This is a genomic window from Paenibacillus yonginensis (assembly GCF_001685395.1).
GTDB classification, from domain to species: domain Bacteria; phylum Bacillota; class Bacilli; order Paenibacillales; family Paenibacillaceae; genus Fontibacillus; species Fontibacillus yonginensis.
Genome location: NZ_CP014167.1, coordinates 2,320,385 through 2,336,505, shown reverse-complemented (window position 1 = coordinate 2,336,505; position 16,121 = coordinate 2,320,385). Strand labels below are relative to the sequence as shown.

The following is a 16,121-nucleotide window of genomic DNA, read 5'->3' as shown; positions in this document are numbered from 1 at the left end:
TCGGCAAGAAGCCCAAGACACAAGGAAAAGTAGCGGTTAAAGTCAAAAGCAAAAGCGTTATAAATCTGTAATCAACAAACAGCCCCTCCAGCGAAAGCCGGAGGGGCTGTTTGTTGTTACTAACACTATGCTATTTCCGCTCAACCCGCAGCGAACTGGAAGGCGGAGATTCTCCGCTGCCGTTCACGGCCGTGATCCGGACATAGCCGCTGATCGTTTTGCCTTGGTAATCAAATTGAGGTTGATCGGTTGATCCAACAAGCACGTAATTGCCATTGGGCTGGTCCGAGAAATAAATATTGTAGCTGCTTACCTGTTCCTCGGCCGGGTTAGCACTCCAGTTGATCGTCACGCCGGTAGGCGTGATCGCTCCTTGAGGTTGGGCCGGAGCCGATGGAGCAACTCCATCGGCAGGATCTCCAGCAGGGTTGCTTGGATCTCCGCCGCCTAAAGGATCACCCGGCAATCCAGTGCCGCCGAATACGCCGTTCGCTGCAACGATGCTGCTTGGCGCAGACTCATGGCCGGCCACGTCAACTGCGGTCACATAGAAGGCATAGCTTTCAAGCGAAGAGACCGGTACGGTAAACTGAGTGCCTGCCCCCAGCAGCTTGGATTGATCATAAGCAAACGCACCACCGTTAACCGACTTGTACAGGCGGTATCCGACAACATCAGCTTCGCTGTTGTTGTTAAAGGAAATGGCCGCTTGCCCGGTCACGGAGCCGGCAGCAACGCCCTGAGGGGCAGCTGGCGGAGCACCGTCATCCTTGCGGGGATCCACCTCGTACGGTGCATCTTCTCCTGCGTCCTTCGGCATGTAATACTCCAGCGGTTTATGGCTGCCTTTCATATTCGCAAAAGCGTTCTCCAGCTGTTTGATCAGCTCGGAGATCGGCGGATCACGTTTCAGGACCACCTTCTCCTGCAGCATATCCGCTGGTGTTCCCTCTTGCGGAATATAGTTGACGTTGTTGTAAGTAATATATTTGGCCCGAACCAGAACGTCATCCGGTTTGGTCGGTACATATTTCTCGTTGAAGAAATCCGTGTTCGTTTTGCCTGCCTGTTCGGTCAAAGCTGTAGGCAGCAGGCCGCTGTATCCGGAGACGGTCTTCTTGACGATGCCGTCCGGCTTAACAAACTCCTTGGTTTTGAACAGCTCCGGTTTGGCCTCCGTCACTTCGTTCATGACCTTGGCCCAAATTTTGCGAGCCCGTGACTTGCCGGCGTCGGACAACGTGTTCGCAGGTTCGGAATAACCGACCCAGATGCCGAGCGTAACGTCAGGTGAATATCCTTCAAACCAGACATCCGCGTAGTTCTGGGTGGTGCCCGTTTTGCCGACAATAGGAATTTTGCCGTATTGCTTGAAATCGCTTGCCACCGAGTGACCTGTCGATCCGCTGGCCGAAATAACGGTACGCAGCATATCCGTCATCAGAAAGGCCGTTTGTGCCGAGAATACACGTCTAGGTTCAGCTTTGTGCTGGTAGACGATATTTCCTTTGGAATCCTCGATTCTTTCAATCATATAAGCGTCGTTAAAAATACCCTGGTTGGCGATCGCACCGTAGGCGTTGGTCAGTTGCTCCACGCTTACGCCATGCGCCAAACCGCCGAGTACGCCGGTCGTTGCCTGGTAGTCCGAATCCTCGATGGTGGTGATGCCGAGATTCTTAACAAACGCCCAGGCTTTATCAATGCCTACGACGTTATTGAAGAGCTTCAAGGCGGGAACATTCCTGGATTCATTAAGCGCGGTGCGGGCGGTAACGAGACCCTTATAACCACCGCTGGAGTTCACCGGGATATGATAGCCCTTCTGGTAGTCCTTCAGAATAATCGGCGAATCGTCAATGATGCTGGCCGGTTGAATCAGCCCTTCCTCCAAAGCGGGAAGATAAGCGGCCAAAGGTTTCATCGTGGAGCCGGGCTGGCGAACCATTTGCGTAGCATAGTTCATTTGCTCCGTGTAGAAATCGCGGCCTTCGATCATACCCAGGATCGCTCCCGTTTTATGGTCGATCATCATGCCGGCCACCTGCTCAAGCCCTTTGGTTTTGCTCTCCGGCGAGAAGTTGTCCTTGTTGTCGGACACCTTGTGCATCGCACTGTACACTTTCTTGTCGATCGTCGTGTAAATCCGGTAGCCGCCGGTCATCAGCTGCTGCCTGCCGTCCTCAAGCGCCTGGGCGTTCTCTTTACGGGATAAGGCCTCTTGGGTTAAGGTTGGGTCTTTCAGCATAGCCATAATCTGTGCGCCCTGCCGCTCCGTTTCCAGCATGAGGTAAGGATAAGTGTCGTATGCTTTTTTGGTCGTTGGGGCAAGGGCTGACTTTATATCGAAATTAAGCGCTTCGTTGTATTCGGTCTGGTTGATTTTGCCTTCCTCCAGCATGCGTTGAAGCACAAGATGCTGCCGCTTGATCGCGCGGCTGAAATTGCCTGGATTAAATTCGCCTTTGCCGTTGAAGGCCGAATAAGAACTCGGCAGCTGCGGCAGTCCAGCCAGATAAGCGGATTCGGCGATGTTCAGCTTGCTCAGGTCGCTGATATTAAAGATGCCTCTGGCAGCGGCCTTAATACCATACAAATTGTAGCCGCTCGAACCGTTTCCGAAAGGAACCTTGTTCAGGTAAGCGGTCAGAATCTCCTGCTTGGACAAGAAACGTTCCAAACGGAGCGCGAGCAGAATCTCTTTAAACTTGCGGTCTTCTGTACGATCAAGGCTCAGAAACACACGTCTTGCGAGCTGCTGAGTCAGCGTACTCCCGCCGGTCTGGACGTCTTCCTTGAGAACCCGCTGCTTAACAGCGCGGAGGGTTCCGTTCAGATCGACACCTTTATGCTCGTAAAAATTGTTGTCTTCAATAGAAATGACAGCATCGATGACCGAAGAGGGGATTTCCTTGAATTCCACAGGCCGTCTGTCCTCTTCAGAACGGAGCTGCCCAATTCCCGAGCCATCCCTGAAATAAGCAAAGGTCGTCATGTCATTATGATTGATCTGCGCTTCAATATCGGCGCGTGATCGGACCGGATCGTCCTTGACGATGGCGGACACATACCCGAATGCTGCGCCAAAGGTAAACAGCACGCCGGCCAAACCTGCAAGAAACAACCCTATAATCAGGTTAAGAATGATTCGCCCAACCCTTCTTCGTTTGGGCGGGGGGACTTGCTGTTCCGGACTGTTGTCTTTATCTAAAGCCATGAGCATCCTCCTTTTAACAAGCAACATTATAGCACAAATTGTGGGCTTTGAACCCTCATTTCGACCGAATGCCCAGGGATGAAGGCGGTTTGGTGATCTCTTTCTTGACTTGCCGAATTATTCTGTGTTATAAACTAGCTTAAAGTTGCATATTTGAAAAGCTGGGAAGGACAACAGTAAAAGGCGGATAATCTGCTGCTCAGAGAAACGGTGGTTGGTGCGAACCGGGAAAGCAGGCCCCTTTGAATTACAGTCTGGAGCTGTCCGGGGGAAAGCATACATGCGAGTAGTCCGGTGCCGGGGAACCGTTATGGAAATGAAGTGAAAACCGATGCCGCAGGCAGGAAGTTGGCGTGAAGTCATCGGTTTTAATTAGGGTGGTAACGCGAGCGCTCCTTCTCGTCCCTTGGGATGAGAAGGAGCTTTTTTGTGTTCTTGGGCCTCTGCAGGTGAACCGGAAGGTGGAGCTCGCTAACTCGCTAACGCCATTTCAAAGCAAAGCGACTTGCATGTTGAGGCTATGGGCTAGTGTACCCGTTTAGCCGGACAATAACTATTTTTAAGGAGGAAGGCAAGTGAAGTGGGATGAATTGACGCTGCCACAGCGTGAAGAGGTAGAACGCCAGCTGGCCATTTTAGGCAGAGGTGTTGTAGAGACCGTTCCTGAAGAAGATTTAAAGCAGAAAATCATGAAATCGGTGGCGACCCATGCGCCGCTGAAGGTCAAGCTGGGGCTTGATCCATCCGCTCCGGACATCCATATCGGCCATACCGTGGTCATGCAGAAGCTGCGCCAGTTCCAGGAGCTTGGCCACCAGGTTCAGCTGATTATCGGTGATTTCACGGGGATGATCGGCGATCCGACAGGCAAATCGGAGACCCGCAAGCAGCTTACAAAAGAAGATGTGCTGCGCAATGCGGAAACGTACAAGAAACAAATTTTTAAAATTCTGGATCCGGACAAAACGCAGGTCTTCTTTAACTCCGAGTGGCTGGGTCCGATGACGTTTGAAGATGTAGTCAAGCTTGCGGCTAAAGTGACGGTTGCCCGGATGCTGGAGCGCGATGATTTTACGAAACGTTATCAGAGCGGCCAGCCGATCAGCATTCATGAATTTTTCTATCCCCTGATGCAGGGTATGGATTCCGTGGCGCTGAAATGCGACATCGAGCTTGGCGGAACGGACCAGAAGTTTAACCTGCTGATGGGCCGCACTCTACAGAAGGAATACGGGCAGGAGCCGCAGGTCATCATGATGACGCCGCTGCTTGAAGGTCTGGACGGCGAGAAGAAGATGAGCAAAAGCCTTAACAACTACATCGGCATCGACGAAGAACCAAATGAAATTTACGGCAAAGCCATGTCAGTGCCGGACGAGCTGATGGTGAAGTATTATGAGCTGGTAACGGACCTGACGAACGAAGAGCTGGACGTGCTGAAGCAGGGGCTGAAGGAAGAAACGCTGCATCCGCGCGATGCCAAAATGAAGCTTGCTTACACGCTGGTGCGCATGTATCATGGCGAAGAGGCAGCCGAGGCGGGGCAGGAGCATTTCGTAACGGTCTTCCAGCAGCGTGCGCTTCCGGACGATATTCCGGAGGTCGAGATTGATTCGGCTGAATTTACGGATGGAAAAATCCGGCTGATCAAACTGCTTACATTGCTTGGTTTTGCAGCTTCCAACGGCGAAGCGAAACGCAGCATCCAGCAAGGCTCCTTAAAGATTAATGAGGAGAAGCTGACGGATTTCAACGGCGAAGCAGCTTTGCAGACTGGCGACATTGTCCAGGTCGGCAAACGCAAATTTGCCAAACTCATCGTGAAATAAGAATAGGCTGCCAGGTGAGCAGCAAAAAGAAAAGCAAAAGCAAAAAGCCCCTCCGAGGAGGGGCTTTTCTGCTGAGCTAATCTTAACGGTTGTAGAATTCGACGATTTGTTTCTCGTCGATGTCTTGGGACAACTCGGAACGCTCTGGAAGACGAATGTACTTGCCTTCTACAGCGCTGTCGTTGTATTCCAGGTAAGCTGGAAGGTGAGTGCGGTTCTCAAGAGCTTCTTTAACGGAAGTCAAGGAACGGCTTCTTTCACGCAAACCGATAACGTCGCCGATGTTCACTTGGTAAGAAGCGATGTCGACTTTTTTACCGTTTACAGTAACATGGCCGTGGGCTACCAATTGACGGGCGCCTGCACGGGAGTTGGCGAAACCAAGACGGTAAACGAGGTTGTCCAGACGGCTTTCAAGCAGGAACATGAAGTTCTCGCCCGCAATACCGGACATTTTGTGCGCTCTGGAGAACAGAGTGCGGAACTGCTTCTCTCCCAAACCGTACATGTGACGCAGTTTTTGTTTCTCTTGAAGCTGCATACCGTAGTTGCTGATCTTTCTGCGTTGGTTAGGACCATGTTGTCCCGGTGGGAAAGGGCGTTTCAATTCTTTGCCAGTACCGCTCAGGGAAATTCCAAGACGGCGGCTGAGTTTAAATTTAGGACCAGTGTAACGTGCCATTGTATAAGTAGACTCCTTTAAAGAAAATTTAGTTAGGGGGCTACACTATTTGCGCCGGCTTTGTATTGACGGGCGGAAGGGATAGAAGAAATTCCGCTCTACTGTCAGGAAAGTTCAGCCGCTGTCCTGCCAGCAACAAAGCCGTGAGGGTGACACAATTCATTACGCCCAAATAAGACTCTATCCAGTCTTTTTCAACTCTAAATGATATAGAACTGATAACATAAAGTCAAGTGGAGGGATTTTGAAGAAAACGTAGAAAATTGTCGATAGGTCTTTCGAACTAAAAAAACCAACTTGAAATAGGTAATTTCTAGTGCAAATTGGTTATAGAAATAGTAGAATAAACGATATCAATTTAACTACTGGCCGAAAATAATTGGATTTAGCAGAGAATGCGGAGATCATAAGCCGAAGGATGAACGGCAAAAGGAGCTTTCTATGGCTGAATATCTAAGGGAGAATCAAACAGAACATTACATAAACGCTTGGTTGAAAGCAGGTAATCCGCAGGCTGCCGTACAAGCAGCGTGGCTGAACGACATTGACATTACCCCAAATGACTTCCCTTATATAGAGGGGCTGCTGCAAAGAGCTTTTTCCGTTTGGTCGGAAGAAAACCTTCCCCTCTTTGGCCTGGAGGAAGTAAGCTGGTATTTAATTGATCATGCAGGAAAAATACTGGCCGAGGCGTTGGACAGACCTCATGCGGAAAGAGAAGCCGCATCGGCTGCTGCCCGGCAGATGCTGATGCTCGGGGAGCCGGGGACGATTGCCGGAGGAGACTACAGCCTTGCGGCTGCGCCGGTAAAAACCCGTCAGCAGGGGCATGTTTATGCAGTCATGGTGAGTACCGCGGACTCGGACCCGGTAGAGGCCCAGCTGGCTTTAACCGTTCAGACAGCCAAACACTTTGGAACCTGCTTCTATCATGAGCTTAACCATGTCTTCCTCAGCGACTTGTATAATTTGCGTACACAAAATGAACGCGAGGCGGCTCGTTGGACGGCTTTGCTCCAGATCGTCAAGCGGATTCATGACAAAATCGACGTCAGCGGAGTCTTAAATGAAGTATTTGAAAGCATGAGCGATATTTATCCCGGAGCCCATCTTGAACTGCTTATGACCCAGGATTATCAAAGCAGCAATTTGCGGGTGAAGCCGCTTCATATGAACGCGGCAACGGGAGAGGACAAGCTCTGCATCCGCGCGTATACGGAGAATATCATGCTTTCAAGGGAGAAGGTTTCGGAAAAAGGGGCGCGCACCCTTGAAATTGCGGTTCCGCTCAGCGGCAAACAGGGCGTATACGGGGTATTTCACTTTCAGATTCCCGGTGAACTTGGCAAGGATATGGATCTCCAGCTGGTGGGCATGCTGGCTGATACGGCAGGCAATGCTTTTGAGAACGCCAAGCTGTACGAGCAGTCCAACCTTCTAATTCATGAACTAAGGCTGATTAATGAATTGTCCAGGGAGCTGAGCCAAAGCCTGCAGCCCTCCGAGGTGTTCGAGTTTGCCACAAAAGAACTGCTTGAAATTTTTAAAGCGGATTATTGCTGCATCTCGGAGCTGACTCATGAAGGAGACCAGTTCAGAATCATGTCCACCAATCTAGAGACGCTGGACAAGGAGCCTTTCCCGGTGAATTACGGCATTTGCGGACTGGTGCACAATACGAAGGAGCCTTTGATTCTTTCGGATTATCATACCTTCAAAGGCGTGCGATCCAAAATTATGGACTCTACGAATTCAAGGTCGCTGATCGCGGCTCCTGTGAAGCTGCGTGGCGAAGTCAGGGGGACCATTCTCTTGACCCACCGGGAGCCGCATTATTTTTCCTATGAGAATTATAAGCTGCTCCAGGTGCTGGCTACCCATATCGGGCTTGCGATCGCAAACGCCTCCCTTTATGAAGCCGTTCAGCATATGGCGAACCGGGACATGCTCACCGGTCTGTATGCCCGGCATTATCTCAACAGCTGTGTTCAGAAGCGGCTGTCAACCGATTCGGTTGGCTCCCTTCTTGTCGTGGATATCGATAAATTTAAGCAGATCAATGACAGTTACGGGCATCAGGTGGGGGACCGGATTCTGAAGCAGGTATGCGACATTATCAAAAGCTCGATCCGCAGCGATGATATTGCGGCGCGGTGGGGCGGGGAAGAGCTGGCGATTTATTTTCCTTATATGACGGCCGAGGATTGTCTTAAAGTGGCAGAGCGCATCCGCGAACGGGTGAAAGCCGAAACGGATCCCAAAGTGACTGTTTCCTGCGGGGTTGGCGGCTGGCGGAGTGATCAGGACCGGATCAGCGTCGAGTCCTTGTTTTTTACGGCGGACATGGCGCTGTACCGGGCCAAGAACGGCGGCCGGAACCGGACGGAGGTCGGCGGCTTCGACGGCACTTCAGAACGTTTGACACCTTAAGCAAGCTGCAAGGTCCAAACCAGAAAGGCGCTCCAGCGGGCGTCTTTCTTGGCGTTGATCAACTTTTGAATAAGGAGTTGCATAAAGGAAAATCTAAAGGTGAGGCCCGCTTGTGGGAGCCGCTCCTTTCTGATATACATTCTTCCATGAAGAAGCTGCTGGATCATAAGCGTGTTAGAAGCCTCTAAATTAAGGAGGTTGCTTTTAGATGAAGGGCTTGTTCATAAAGGGATGCAAGGGATGCGGGAGTCTGCTTGTTGGATTGGTTTTGCTGCTTGGACTGCTGGCCGGCTGCCAGCCGCAAAGGACGCCGCAGGAGTGGTTTGATTTAACCTGGACCGGTCTGGCCGGCGTAGATGCTTTTCACATTAAGGGGCAGGCCGAGGTGGCGGCGCTGGATTCGTCCCGGGCCCAGGCCCCGCAGACCTTCGCTTATGAGGCCGAATTAAATCATCATACGGAATTATCCGTTAAGGCAGTCCCGGGCCAGCAGACGTTGTCCGGGGTTGGGACTTATACGGCTGCAGAACCCGGGAAACCGGCGGTGCTTACCCTTCAGGATGGCAGCCGCTGGGTAATGCTGCAGGAGGATAAACCGGTTACCGCCTGGACTTCGGCCGCAGCGGGAAGGGTGAATCCACTTGCGATCATTGAGGGACTCCGGGAAATGAAAAAAAATGTCCGCCTGGAGCATGGTGCCGCCAGGGGGACGCTGGTGCTGCGGATAGAACCGGATTCTGAACAGGAGCTGCTCCGCCTGAAAAATGAACTGGTGTCGGAAATGGACCGGACCCAGGCTCTTTGGAGAAAACAAATGGCGGGGCAGCAAGGGAATCTTAAAGCGGAAGCCGTTAAGGAAGGAAATAGGCTCATCTCCGGCAGCAAGCAGCAGCTGATCAAGCTGTTAAGCACCGCAAAAGTAAATACGGTGTACCATTTGACGATCAGCAAGCAGTCCAATTTACCCGTAAGGCTCACTTCAGAGACCCGAATCACTTATACGTCATCCAACGGGAAGACGAGAACCGAGTCGCTTTGGAATGACGCTCATTTTGCAAATTATAGATAGAAGGCCACCGGGATAAAGGAAGAAACCTTCTATGGCGCTGACTTTATTTACGTGGCGTGCTACAATGGGACAGGAATTTGCTTTCTAAAGCGCTGCCTGACCGTTTCTGCTTGACCGTTTTTTTGTAAAGGCAGCTCAGCATAAGGAGGAGTAAGGAACCATGAAAGATCCAAGAATTCAAAAGCTGGCGCAAAATCTGGTCGGTTATTCCGTCAACGTCCAGCCGGGGGAGAACGTACTGATTGAAATGATCGGCAGCGAGCGCGATCTGATCAACGCGATTGTGGAAGAAGTAGCTAAAGCAGGCGGGCATCCGTTTGTACAGCTGACAGACAAAACGACGCAGCGTGCCATGCTCATGAATGCTACAGAAGAGCAGATCAGAACCTGGGCAGACATCGATTTGAACCGTATGAAGCAAATGCAGGCCTACATCGGCATACGGGCCGGAGAGAACATCAATGATCTGGCAGATGTGTCGGAGAAAAATATGAAATTGTACAATGTCTTATACAATCATCCTGTACATAGCGAACAGCGTGTCAAACATACAAAATGGGTTGTGCTTCGTTACCCGAATGCAAGTATGGCACAGCTGGCGAATACAAGTACGGAAGCGTTTGAAGATTTCTACTTTAACGTCTGCAACCTGGATTATGCCAAAATGGACCGCGCACAGGACGCTTTGGCCGACTTAATGAAGCGTACCGATAAGGTTCGCATTACAGGACCGGGAACCGACCTTCAGTTCTCCATTAAAGGCATCGACGCCATTAAATGTTCCGGCCAGGCGAATATTCCGGACGGGGAAGTCTATACGGCTCCGGTTCGCGATTCCGTAAACGGGGTAATCAGCTATAACGCGGCTTCCCTATATAACGGCGTGACGTTCGAGAACGTGGTGTTCCACTTTGAGAACGGCAAAATCGTCAAGGCGACCAGCAACAACAATGAACGCATCAACGAAATTCTGGATTCGGACGAAGGGGCGCGTTATATCGGCGAGTTCGCAATCGGCTTTAATCCATATATCCTGCATCCCATGAAAGATATTTTGTTCGATGAAAAAATCGCCGGCAGCCTGCATTTCACGCCAGGGCAAGCCTATGAAATCGCCGATAACGGCAACCGTTCTTCGATCCACTGGGATCTGGTGCTGATCCAGCGTCCGGACTACGGCGGCGGGGAGATCTATTTCGACGACGTATTGATCCGTAAAGACGGGGTTTTTGTCCTGCCGGAGCTTGAGCCTTTGAACCCGGAGAACTTGAAATAGTCCGCCAAATGCTCTTGCTAGGAAAGCGGATTCATTGTATGATTAAAACGTCAATTCATAGCTGAATTCGGAGGGATTTTTAATGGCTACGAACAATCAGGCGGTTGTGGAGATTGCCCAAACGGCATCGAAATTTTCATCTTCCATCGTACTGCAAGCCGAGAACAAGTACATCGATGTGAAGAGCATCCTGGGCCTATTCACAACATTGGTAAGCGGCCACAGTTACGAACTTCATGTGCATGGACCGGACGCTGATGCAGCGAAGGCCGCAATGACAGAGGTCTTTGAGAAACATGGACTTCATGTAAATCTTGTTTCTGAGTAATGGTACAACAAAGCGCCCTCTCCGTACGGAGGGGGTGCTTTTAAATAGACTCCTGTACAGAAAGCCGAGATAGAAATTCCGGGTTTTAATAAGTCCGAAATACCGCCTGTTCCAAGCTCTGGAGTTTTCGGGGTTATTTCAGCGAAGTCTTGTATTGCGAAGCATTATAGACTAATATTAAAGGTAAATAGGTGGACTTGGGTCACTGATACAGAGAGGGGGAGAAGATACATGACTTCATCTGATTTGCAGGAACAGCTGAATTTAAAAGCGTTGAATCTGCTGCAGGAAGACGCTTATAAAATAGAGAAATTAATTGAAGTGCAGATGGAGAATTTGGCAACACGTTACTGCCCACTCTATGAGGAAGTGCTGGATACGCAAATGTTCGGATTTTCCAAGGAAGTTGATTTTGCCGTAAGAGCCGGCCTTGTCAACGAACTGGTCGGTAAGCAGATTCTTAGTAAATTGGAGCGGAATCTGGCTCTTCTCTACGAAGCACTGAACCAAAAGGCGAATCAGTCCGAAGACGGAACTCTATAGATAGCCAAATTGAAGGGGACGGACCCGGTCATTATAAATGACCCAGGTCCGTCCCCTTTTTTGTATATCGTGGTTTTAAACAAGATAAAAGGATACGCCAAGAATGACGTATACGGCAAGCAGCAGCAAACCTTCATACCAGTTGGTGGAGCCGTCCTGGGTGATCGATTTGGCGATAAATACCGCGACGCCTATAGCAGCCAGTTCAATAACGGTAAAGACGATATCCATCGGCCCCGAGGCGAACAGATGGCTGATAAAAACCAGCACGGGAGCTACAAACAAGGCAATCTGCAGGCTGCTGCCCACGGCAATTTCTACCGCTGCTCCGATCTTGTTCTTTAGTGCCAGTATAACGGCTGCTGAATGTTCGGCAGCGTTACCGACAATGGCAACCACAAACGCGCCGACAAAGATTTCGGAGAGACCGAATTTTTCCGTCATCGGATCAAGGGTGTCAACCAGCCATTCACTCACAAAAGCGACCATAACAGTAGCGATGATCAGATACAGAATCGAACGCCCTTTGGACCAGGCGGCTTCTTCATGATTGGCATCTGCAGGTCCGCCGTCGGATACGTCGGCCAGATAATCTTTATGCGTAATCATGGAGAACACAAGCCATAGCAGGTAAGCCGCAATAAGAACACCGGAGACGATCAAACTAAGCAAATTGGTATCCGCTGGTTCAATCGCTTTGGTATTAAGAAATATTGCCGGTACAAACAAGGCAATAATCGCCAGAATCATCAATGAGCCATTCAGTCCCGCCAGGGAGACGTTATAGTTCTGGATTTTGTATTTGATACCGCCGGCGAGCACGCTGAGACCAAGCACGAGCAGAAGATTGCCAATAATAGAGCCGGTGATGCTGGCTTTGACCATCTCGAAATGCCCCTCTTTGACCAGCAGAATGCCGATAATCAGCTCGGCTGCGTTGCCAAATGTCGCATTCAGAAAACCTCCGAGCCGCTGCCCGGCATGATGCGCTACGCTCTCCGTTGCTTTACCCAGAAATCCGGCTACAAAAATAACCGAAATCGCTGAAATGATAAACTCCAGCGTGTAGGGGAATCCGGCATAATGTCCGATTGCGCTGAGAATAAAGCTGATAAAGAGTACTGCGGGAAACCACCATTTTTTCAATGAAAGACACCTCTTTTTTTGGATTAAATGCCGGTCAGATCCACCCTCCGACAAAACAATACAAATTCAATATAACCATTATGAGGAAAATTATAAACGAATATTTTAGAGCAGGTCTACATTTGCTTTCCTGCGCGGTTGCATTTACAATTGTAAATAAATGAGCTTGTGACGGATGCTTTGCAAAAAGTGTCGTCAGCAAAGTAGGGAGGAATAGCCATGACCGAGCAACTGGGGCTCGAAACGGGCGCAATTCGAATCGCGGATGACGTGGTTGCCAAGATAGCAGGAATGGCTGCCCTTGAAACACCCGGAATTGCTGCAATGTCCGGAGGTCTTTCCGAAGGATGGGCTAAGCGGCTCAGCGGCAAAAATGTTCAAAAGGGTGTAACCGTCGAGGTTGGTCAGCTTGAAGCCGCCATCGACTTGCGCATTCTGGTTCTGTACGAAACCCCGATCCATGAGGTCTGCCGGATGCTCCAGCAGAATGTACGGGTAGCCGTGGAAAGCATGACAGGACTTAAGGTCGTTGAAGTGAACGTGAAGGTAGAAGGCGTTGCGTTCAAGAACGACGAACTTTAAAACCTGGCAAGACGGGCATGCAGCCCGAATTACATAACCTCTTTTCTGCTCTGCGCTGCAAAGCCCGCATGAGAATTTTCTTTAAGAGGGGACAGCAAAAAGTCCGGCCAGAATATCTGGTGCCGGACTTTTTGCTGTCATTGCTTTTGGCAAGATTCAACGGGTCTCATAACGCCCGTACCGTCGCCGCCGTCCGTTTACTTCATCTTCCCGAACCACAACGGATTTGGTTACTTCGCGTTTTTGGATCATAACCGATGCCCTGGATATGCTTAGCACGATCCCCATGCTGGCCATCATTACGAGCAGAGAAGAGCCGCCATAACTGATAAACGGCAGTGTAACCCCGGTAATCGGAATTGTTCGAGTTACCCCTCCGATATTAACAAAAGCCTGAATGGCGATAAGCCCCATAATGCCGACTCCAACCAAAGTTCCGAACGTATCCTGGCACCGCAGCGAAACCAGCAGCCCCCGCCAAATGAAATAAACATATACAATCAGGAACAACAGGGTTCCAATAAAACCGAATTCCTCGCCGATGACCGAGAAAATAAAATCATTATAAGGATTCGGCAGGTAATGCAGCTTCTGGATGCTTTGTCCAAACCCGGTTCCGGTTATTCCGCCATGACCGATGGCCGTCAAGGATTGGAGCAGGTTCCAGCCGTAGCCTTTCGGATCTTGAAAAGGATTGATGTAGGCCTGGAAACGGCCGGCTTTATAACCGGAGGCGATGGAATCGGCCGCTCCGGAGGAGTGCAGCCCGTCGATGAGCGCTTTGGCGCCAAGCACAAGTCCGGCGCCGATGGCAAGCAGCACCAGCGAAGCCAGGATATGTTTGAGGTTGGCGCCGCCCGCAAATATGATCAAACCCGAAGTCGCTACGAGGATCAGGCATGAACCGAAATCGGGCTGCAGCATAATCAGCCCTGCCACAAAACCTACGATCATCGTCACGGGGATGTAGCCAGTCCGCAGATCCCGGAACCGTTCCCCTTTCTTCGTAATCAGCGCCGCCAGATACAAAATAATGGTGATTTTAGCGAACTCGGTAGGCTGAATGCTGATCGGTCCGAGAATCAGCCAGCTTCGGGAACCGTTGCGAAGGGAACCGATAAACGGCATGAGCAGCAAGATGATCACGACCAGAATAAAGGCAGGCACAAACAGCTTTTTATACTTCTGGAACGGGATGTTCATCGTAATAAACATACATATTACACCGCCAATGGCGAATAACAGCTGTTTCTTCACAAAATACATCGAGTCATTATGAAAATCACTGTTAATAACGGCGATACTGGAGCTCGAACTGAACACCATGACCAAACCGAATCCGACCAGCAGCAAAGTCAAGACCAGCAGCTGGAAATCGGGGGTCCCCCGTTTAGCTTCATTAGGCTGCTCAGCCTGCTTTCTGGTATCGTTATTTCCATTTGTTCGTCTCATTCGTTTGTCCACCTGCCGGACTTGCTTCCGGAATGTTCATTATTAATCAATCGGCCGGAATTTGAGCCGCGCAGCGGATCGGCAGAGCTGATGCGGTAAGTTGCGTTTTGGCCTGAATCTCCGTTCCCGTTATCCACGTGCATGAACATCCTCCTAACTATTAAACTAGCAAATGCCATAAGTTTTCATTAATTACCATGATAGTATGTTTGCAAGGCTTGCGCAAGCAGGGAGCGGGCAGGATGAAGCGGCTTTTTCCCCACTGCAGAGCGGAATTTGGCTATCGTATCCTAATAGGGCGGATATCTGTTACAATATGAGAAAAGGCCGGGCCCAGAGCGGCCGGCCGGCAGGCGGAGGTATCAAGCTATGGGACGGGGAGAAATCGAGCAGTTGTATCCGGCGATGGTAGAGCGAAGACGTTATTTGCATCGTCATCCCGAATTATCTTATCAGGAACAGGCCACTTCGGCCTATATAGCGGGTGTGTTAAGCAAAGCCGGCATCGAGCACAAGACGCAGGTGGGCGGCAATGGAGTAATCGGTTTTATTAAGGGAACCAGGCCGGGGCCGGTAGTTGCATTAAGGGCAGATATGGATGCCCTGCCGATTCAGGACGAGAAGGAAGTCGAATACAAATCCGAGGTTCCCGGCGTGATGCATGCGTGCGGCCATGACGGACATACGGCCGTTCTGCTCGGAATCGCCGAATATTTTGCCTCCCGCAGGGAGCAGATTCAAGGCGAGATTCGTCTGCTGTTTCAGCCGGCGGAAGAGGTTTGCCCGGGCGGAGCCCTTCCGATGATCAAGGACGGTGCGCTGGATGGGGTGGACGTCATTTACGGCGTTCATTTATGGACGCCCATTCCGGTCGGGACGGCGGCATCGGTTCCCGGACCGATGATGGCTTCGACCGACGAATTCTTCGTGAACATTCATGGACGCGGCGGTCATGGTGGCATGCCTCATAAGACCGTCGACAGCGTAGTTGTCGGATCCGCGATTGTGATGCAGCTGCAAAGCATCGTCAGCCGGTCGGTGAACCCGCTTGATCCGGCTGTGGTTACAATCGGTTCGTTCCAGGCAGGAACCGTACAGAATGTGATCGCCGAACGAGCGCGGCTGGCCGGGACGGTCCGCTGCTTCAATGAAGCGACCAGACAGCTGATTCGGAAACGGATCGCTTCGGTTGCAGAGCTTACGGCTCAATCCTACGAGGCGGAAGTGGAGCTGGAGTATATCCCGGGCTATCCTACGCTGGTGAATGATGAAGCGGAGACGGAACGTTTCTTCAAAGTGGCCGGACAGCTGGAAGGAATCAAGACGGAATGGACTCAGCCGATTATGCCTGCCGAGGATTTCGCCTATTATCTGCAGCAGGTGCCGGGCTGTTTTATTCTGGTTGGCGCCGGGAATCCGCAGAAAGGTGCGGAATACCCGCACCACCATCCAAGATTTGATCTGGATGAGGCGGCAATGGAGCACGCAGCGAGGATTCTGATTTCGTTAGCCGAGAACTATATGAACGATGGGAAACAGAAATAAACGATTTTATGCATGACTGCCG

At 50.8% G+C, this 16,121-nt stretch carries 13 protein-coding genes and 1 other annotated feature; of the genes, 8 read left to right on the top strand and 5 right to left on the bottom strand.

The genetic code is table 11. The annotated features are described in order from the left end of the window. Window positions 1–130 precede the first annotated feature (130 nt). Window positions 131–3,217, bottom strand: a complete 3,087-nt coding sequence (locus AWM70_RS10735; RefSeq protein ID WP_068696266.1) for a transglycosylase domain-containing protein — start codon at window positions 3,215–3,217, stop codon at window positions 131–133. Window positions 3,218–3,371: 154 nt separating this feature from the next. Next, window positions 3,372–3,627, top strand: a binding site (T-box leader). A gap of 165 nt (window positions 3,628–3,792) precedes the next feature. On the opposite strand from AWM70_RS10735, the gene tyrS reads away from it, so the two are divergent. After that, window positions 3,793–5,046, top strand: coding sequence for a tyrosine--tRNA ligase (gene tyrS / locus AWM70_RS10730; protein ID WP_068696264.1), 1,254 nt, complete (start codon window positions 3,793–3,795; stop codon window positions 5,044–5,046). An 82-nt stretch (window positions 5,047–5,128) separates the two neighbouring features. Here the strand turns inward: tyrS and rpsD are convergent, their stop codons facing one another. Then, a complete protein-coding gene (gene rpsD / locus AWM70_RS10725; RefSeq protein WP_068696263.1) occupies window positions 5,129–5,728 on the bottom strand; it encodes a 30S ribosomal protein S4 in 600 nt (199 codons plus the stop codon). A 492-nt stretch (window positions 5,729–6,220) separates the two neighbouring features. Here rpsD and AWM70_RS10720 point away from each other — a divergent pair, with 492 nt between their 5' ends. The 5 genes from AWM70_RS10720 (at window position 6,221) to AWM70_RS10700 (ending at window position 11,374) form a co-directional block, all read left to right on the top strand. Next, entirely contained in the window at window positions 6,221–8,158 is a 1,938-nt protein-coding gene (locus tag AWM70_RS10720; protein ID WP_237167882.1) for a sensor domain-containing diguanylate cyclase, read from the top strand. Between the two features lie 208 nt (window positions 8,159–8,366). Then, on the top strand, window positions 8,367–9,227 hold the full coding sequence (locus tag AWM70_RS10715) for a hypothetical protein (protein ID WP_068696257.1): 861 nt from the start codon (window positions 8,367–8,369) through the stop codon (window positions 9,225–9,227). Between the two features lie 160 nt (window positions 9,228–9,387). Continuing rightward, on the top strand, window positions 9,388–10,503 hold the full coding sequence (locus AWM70_RS10710; protein WP_068696255.1) for an aminopeptidase: 1,116 nt from the start codon (window positions 9,388–9,390) through the stop codon (window positions 10,501–10,503). An 82-nt stretch (window positions 10,504–10,585) separates the two neighbouring features. Then, window positions 10,586–10,831, top strand: a complete 246-nt coding sequence (locus AWM70_RS10705; RefSeq protein WP_068696253.1) for an HPr family phosphocarrier protein — start codon at window positions 10,586–10,588, stop codon at window positions 10,829–10,831. Between the two features lie 231 nt (window positions 10,832–11,062). Then, window positions 11,063–11,374 (top strand): Fpa/YlaN family protein, encoded by a 312-nt coding sequence (locus tag AWM70_RS10700; protein WP_068696252.1) that lies wholly within the window; start codon window positions 11,063–11,065, stop codon window positions 11,372–11,374. A gap of 75 nt (window positions 11,375–11,449) precedes the next feature. Here the strand turns inward: AWM70_RS10700 and cax are convergent, their stop codons facing one another. Then, window positions 11,450–12,520, bottom strand: coding sequence for a calcium/proton exchanger (cax, locus tag AWM70_RS10695; RefSeq protein ID WP_068696250.1), 1,071 nt, complete (start codon window positions 12,518–12,520; stop codon window positions 11,450–11,452). A gap of 219 nt (window positions 12,521–12,739) precedes the next feature. Here cax and AWM70_RS10690 point away from each other — a divergent pair, with 219 nt between their 5' ends. After that, the gene (locus tag AWM70_RS10690) at window positions 12,740–13,102 is read left to right on the top strand and encodes an Asp23/Gls24 family envelope stress response protein (RefSeq protein ID WP_068696249.1); all 363 of its coding nucleotides are present in this window, start codon (window positions 12,740–12,742) and stop codon (window positions 13,100–13,102) included. A 156-nt stretch (window positions 13,103–13,258) separates the two neighbouring features. Here the strand turns inward: AWM70_RS10690 and ftsW are convergent, their stop codons facing one another. Beyond that, on the bottom strand, window positions 13,259–14,554 hold the full coding sequence (gene ftsW, locus AWM70_RS10685) for a putative lipid II flippase FtsW (protein WP_068696247.1): 1,296 nt from the start codon (window positions 14,552–14,554) through the stop codon (window positions 13,259–13,261). Further along, the gene (locus AWM70_RS23455) at window positions 14,551–14,697 is read right to left on the bottom strand and encodes a hypothetical protein (RefSeq protein WP_169823428.1); all 147 of its coding nucleotides are present in this window, start codon (window positions 14,695–14,697) and stop codon (window positions 14,551–14,553) included. The genes ftsW and AWM70_RS23455 overlap by 4 nt, the downstream gene beginning before the upstream one ends. Before the next feature lie 226 nt (window positions 14,698–14,923). Here AWM70_RS23455 and AWM70_RS10680 point away from each other — a divergent pair, with 226 nt between their 5' ends. After that, complete coding sequence (locus AWM70_RS10680; protein WP_068696245.1) at window positions 14,924–16,099, top strand: M20 family metallopeptidase; 1,176 nt, start codon at window positions 14,924–14,926, stop codon at window positions 16,097–16,099. Window positions 16,100–16,121: the final 22 nt, after the last annotated feature.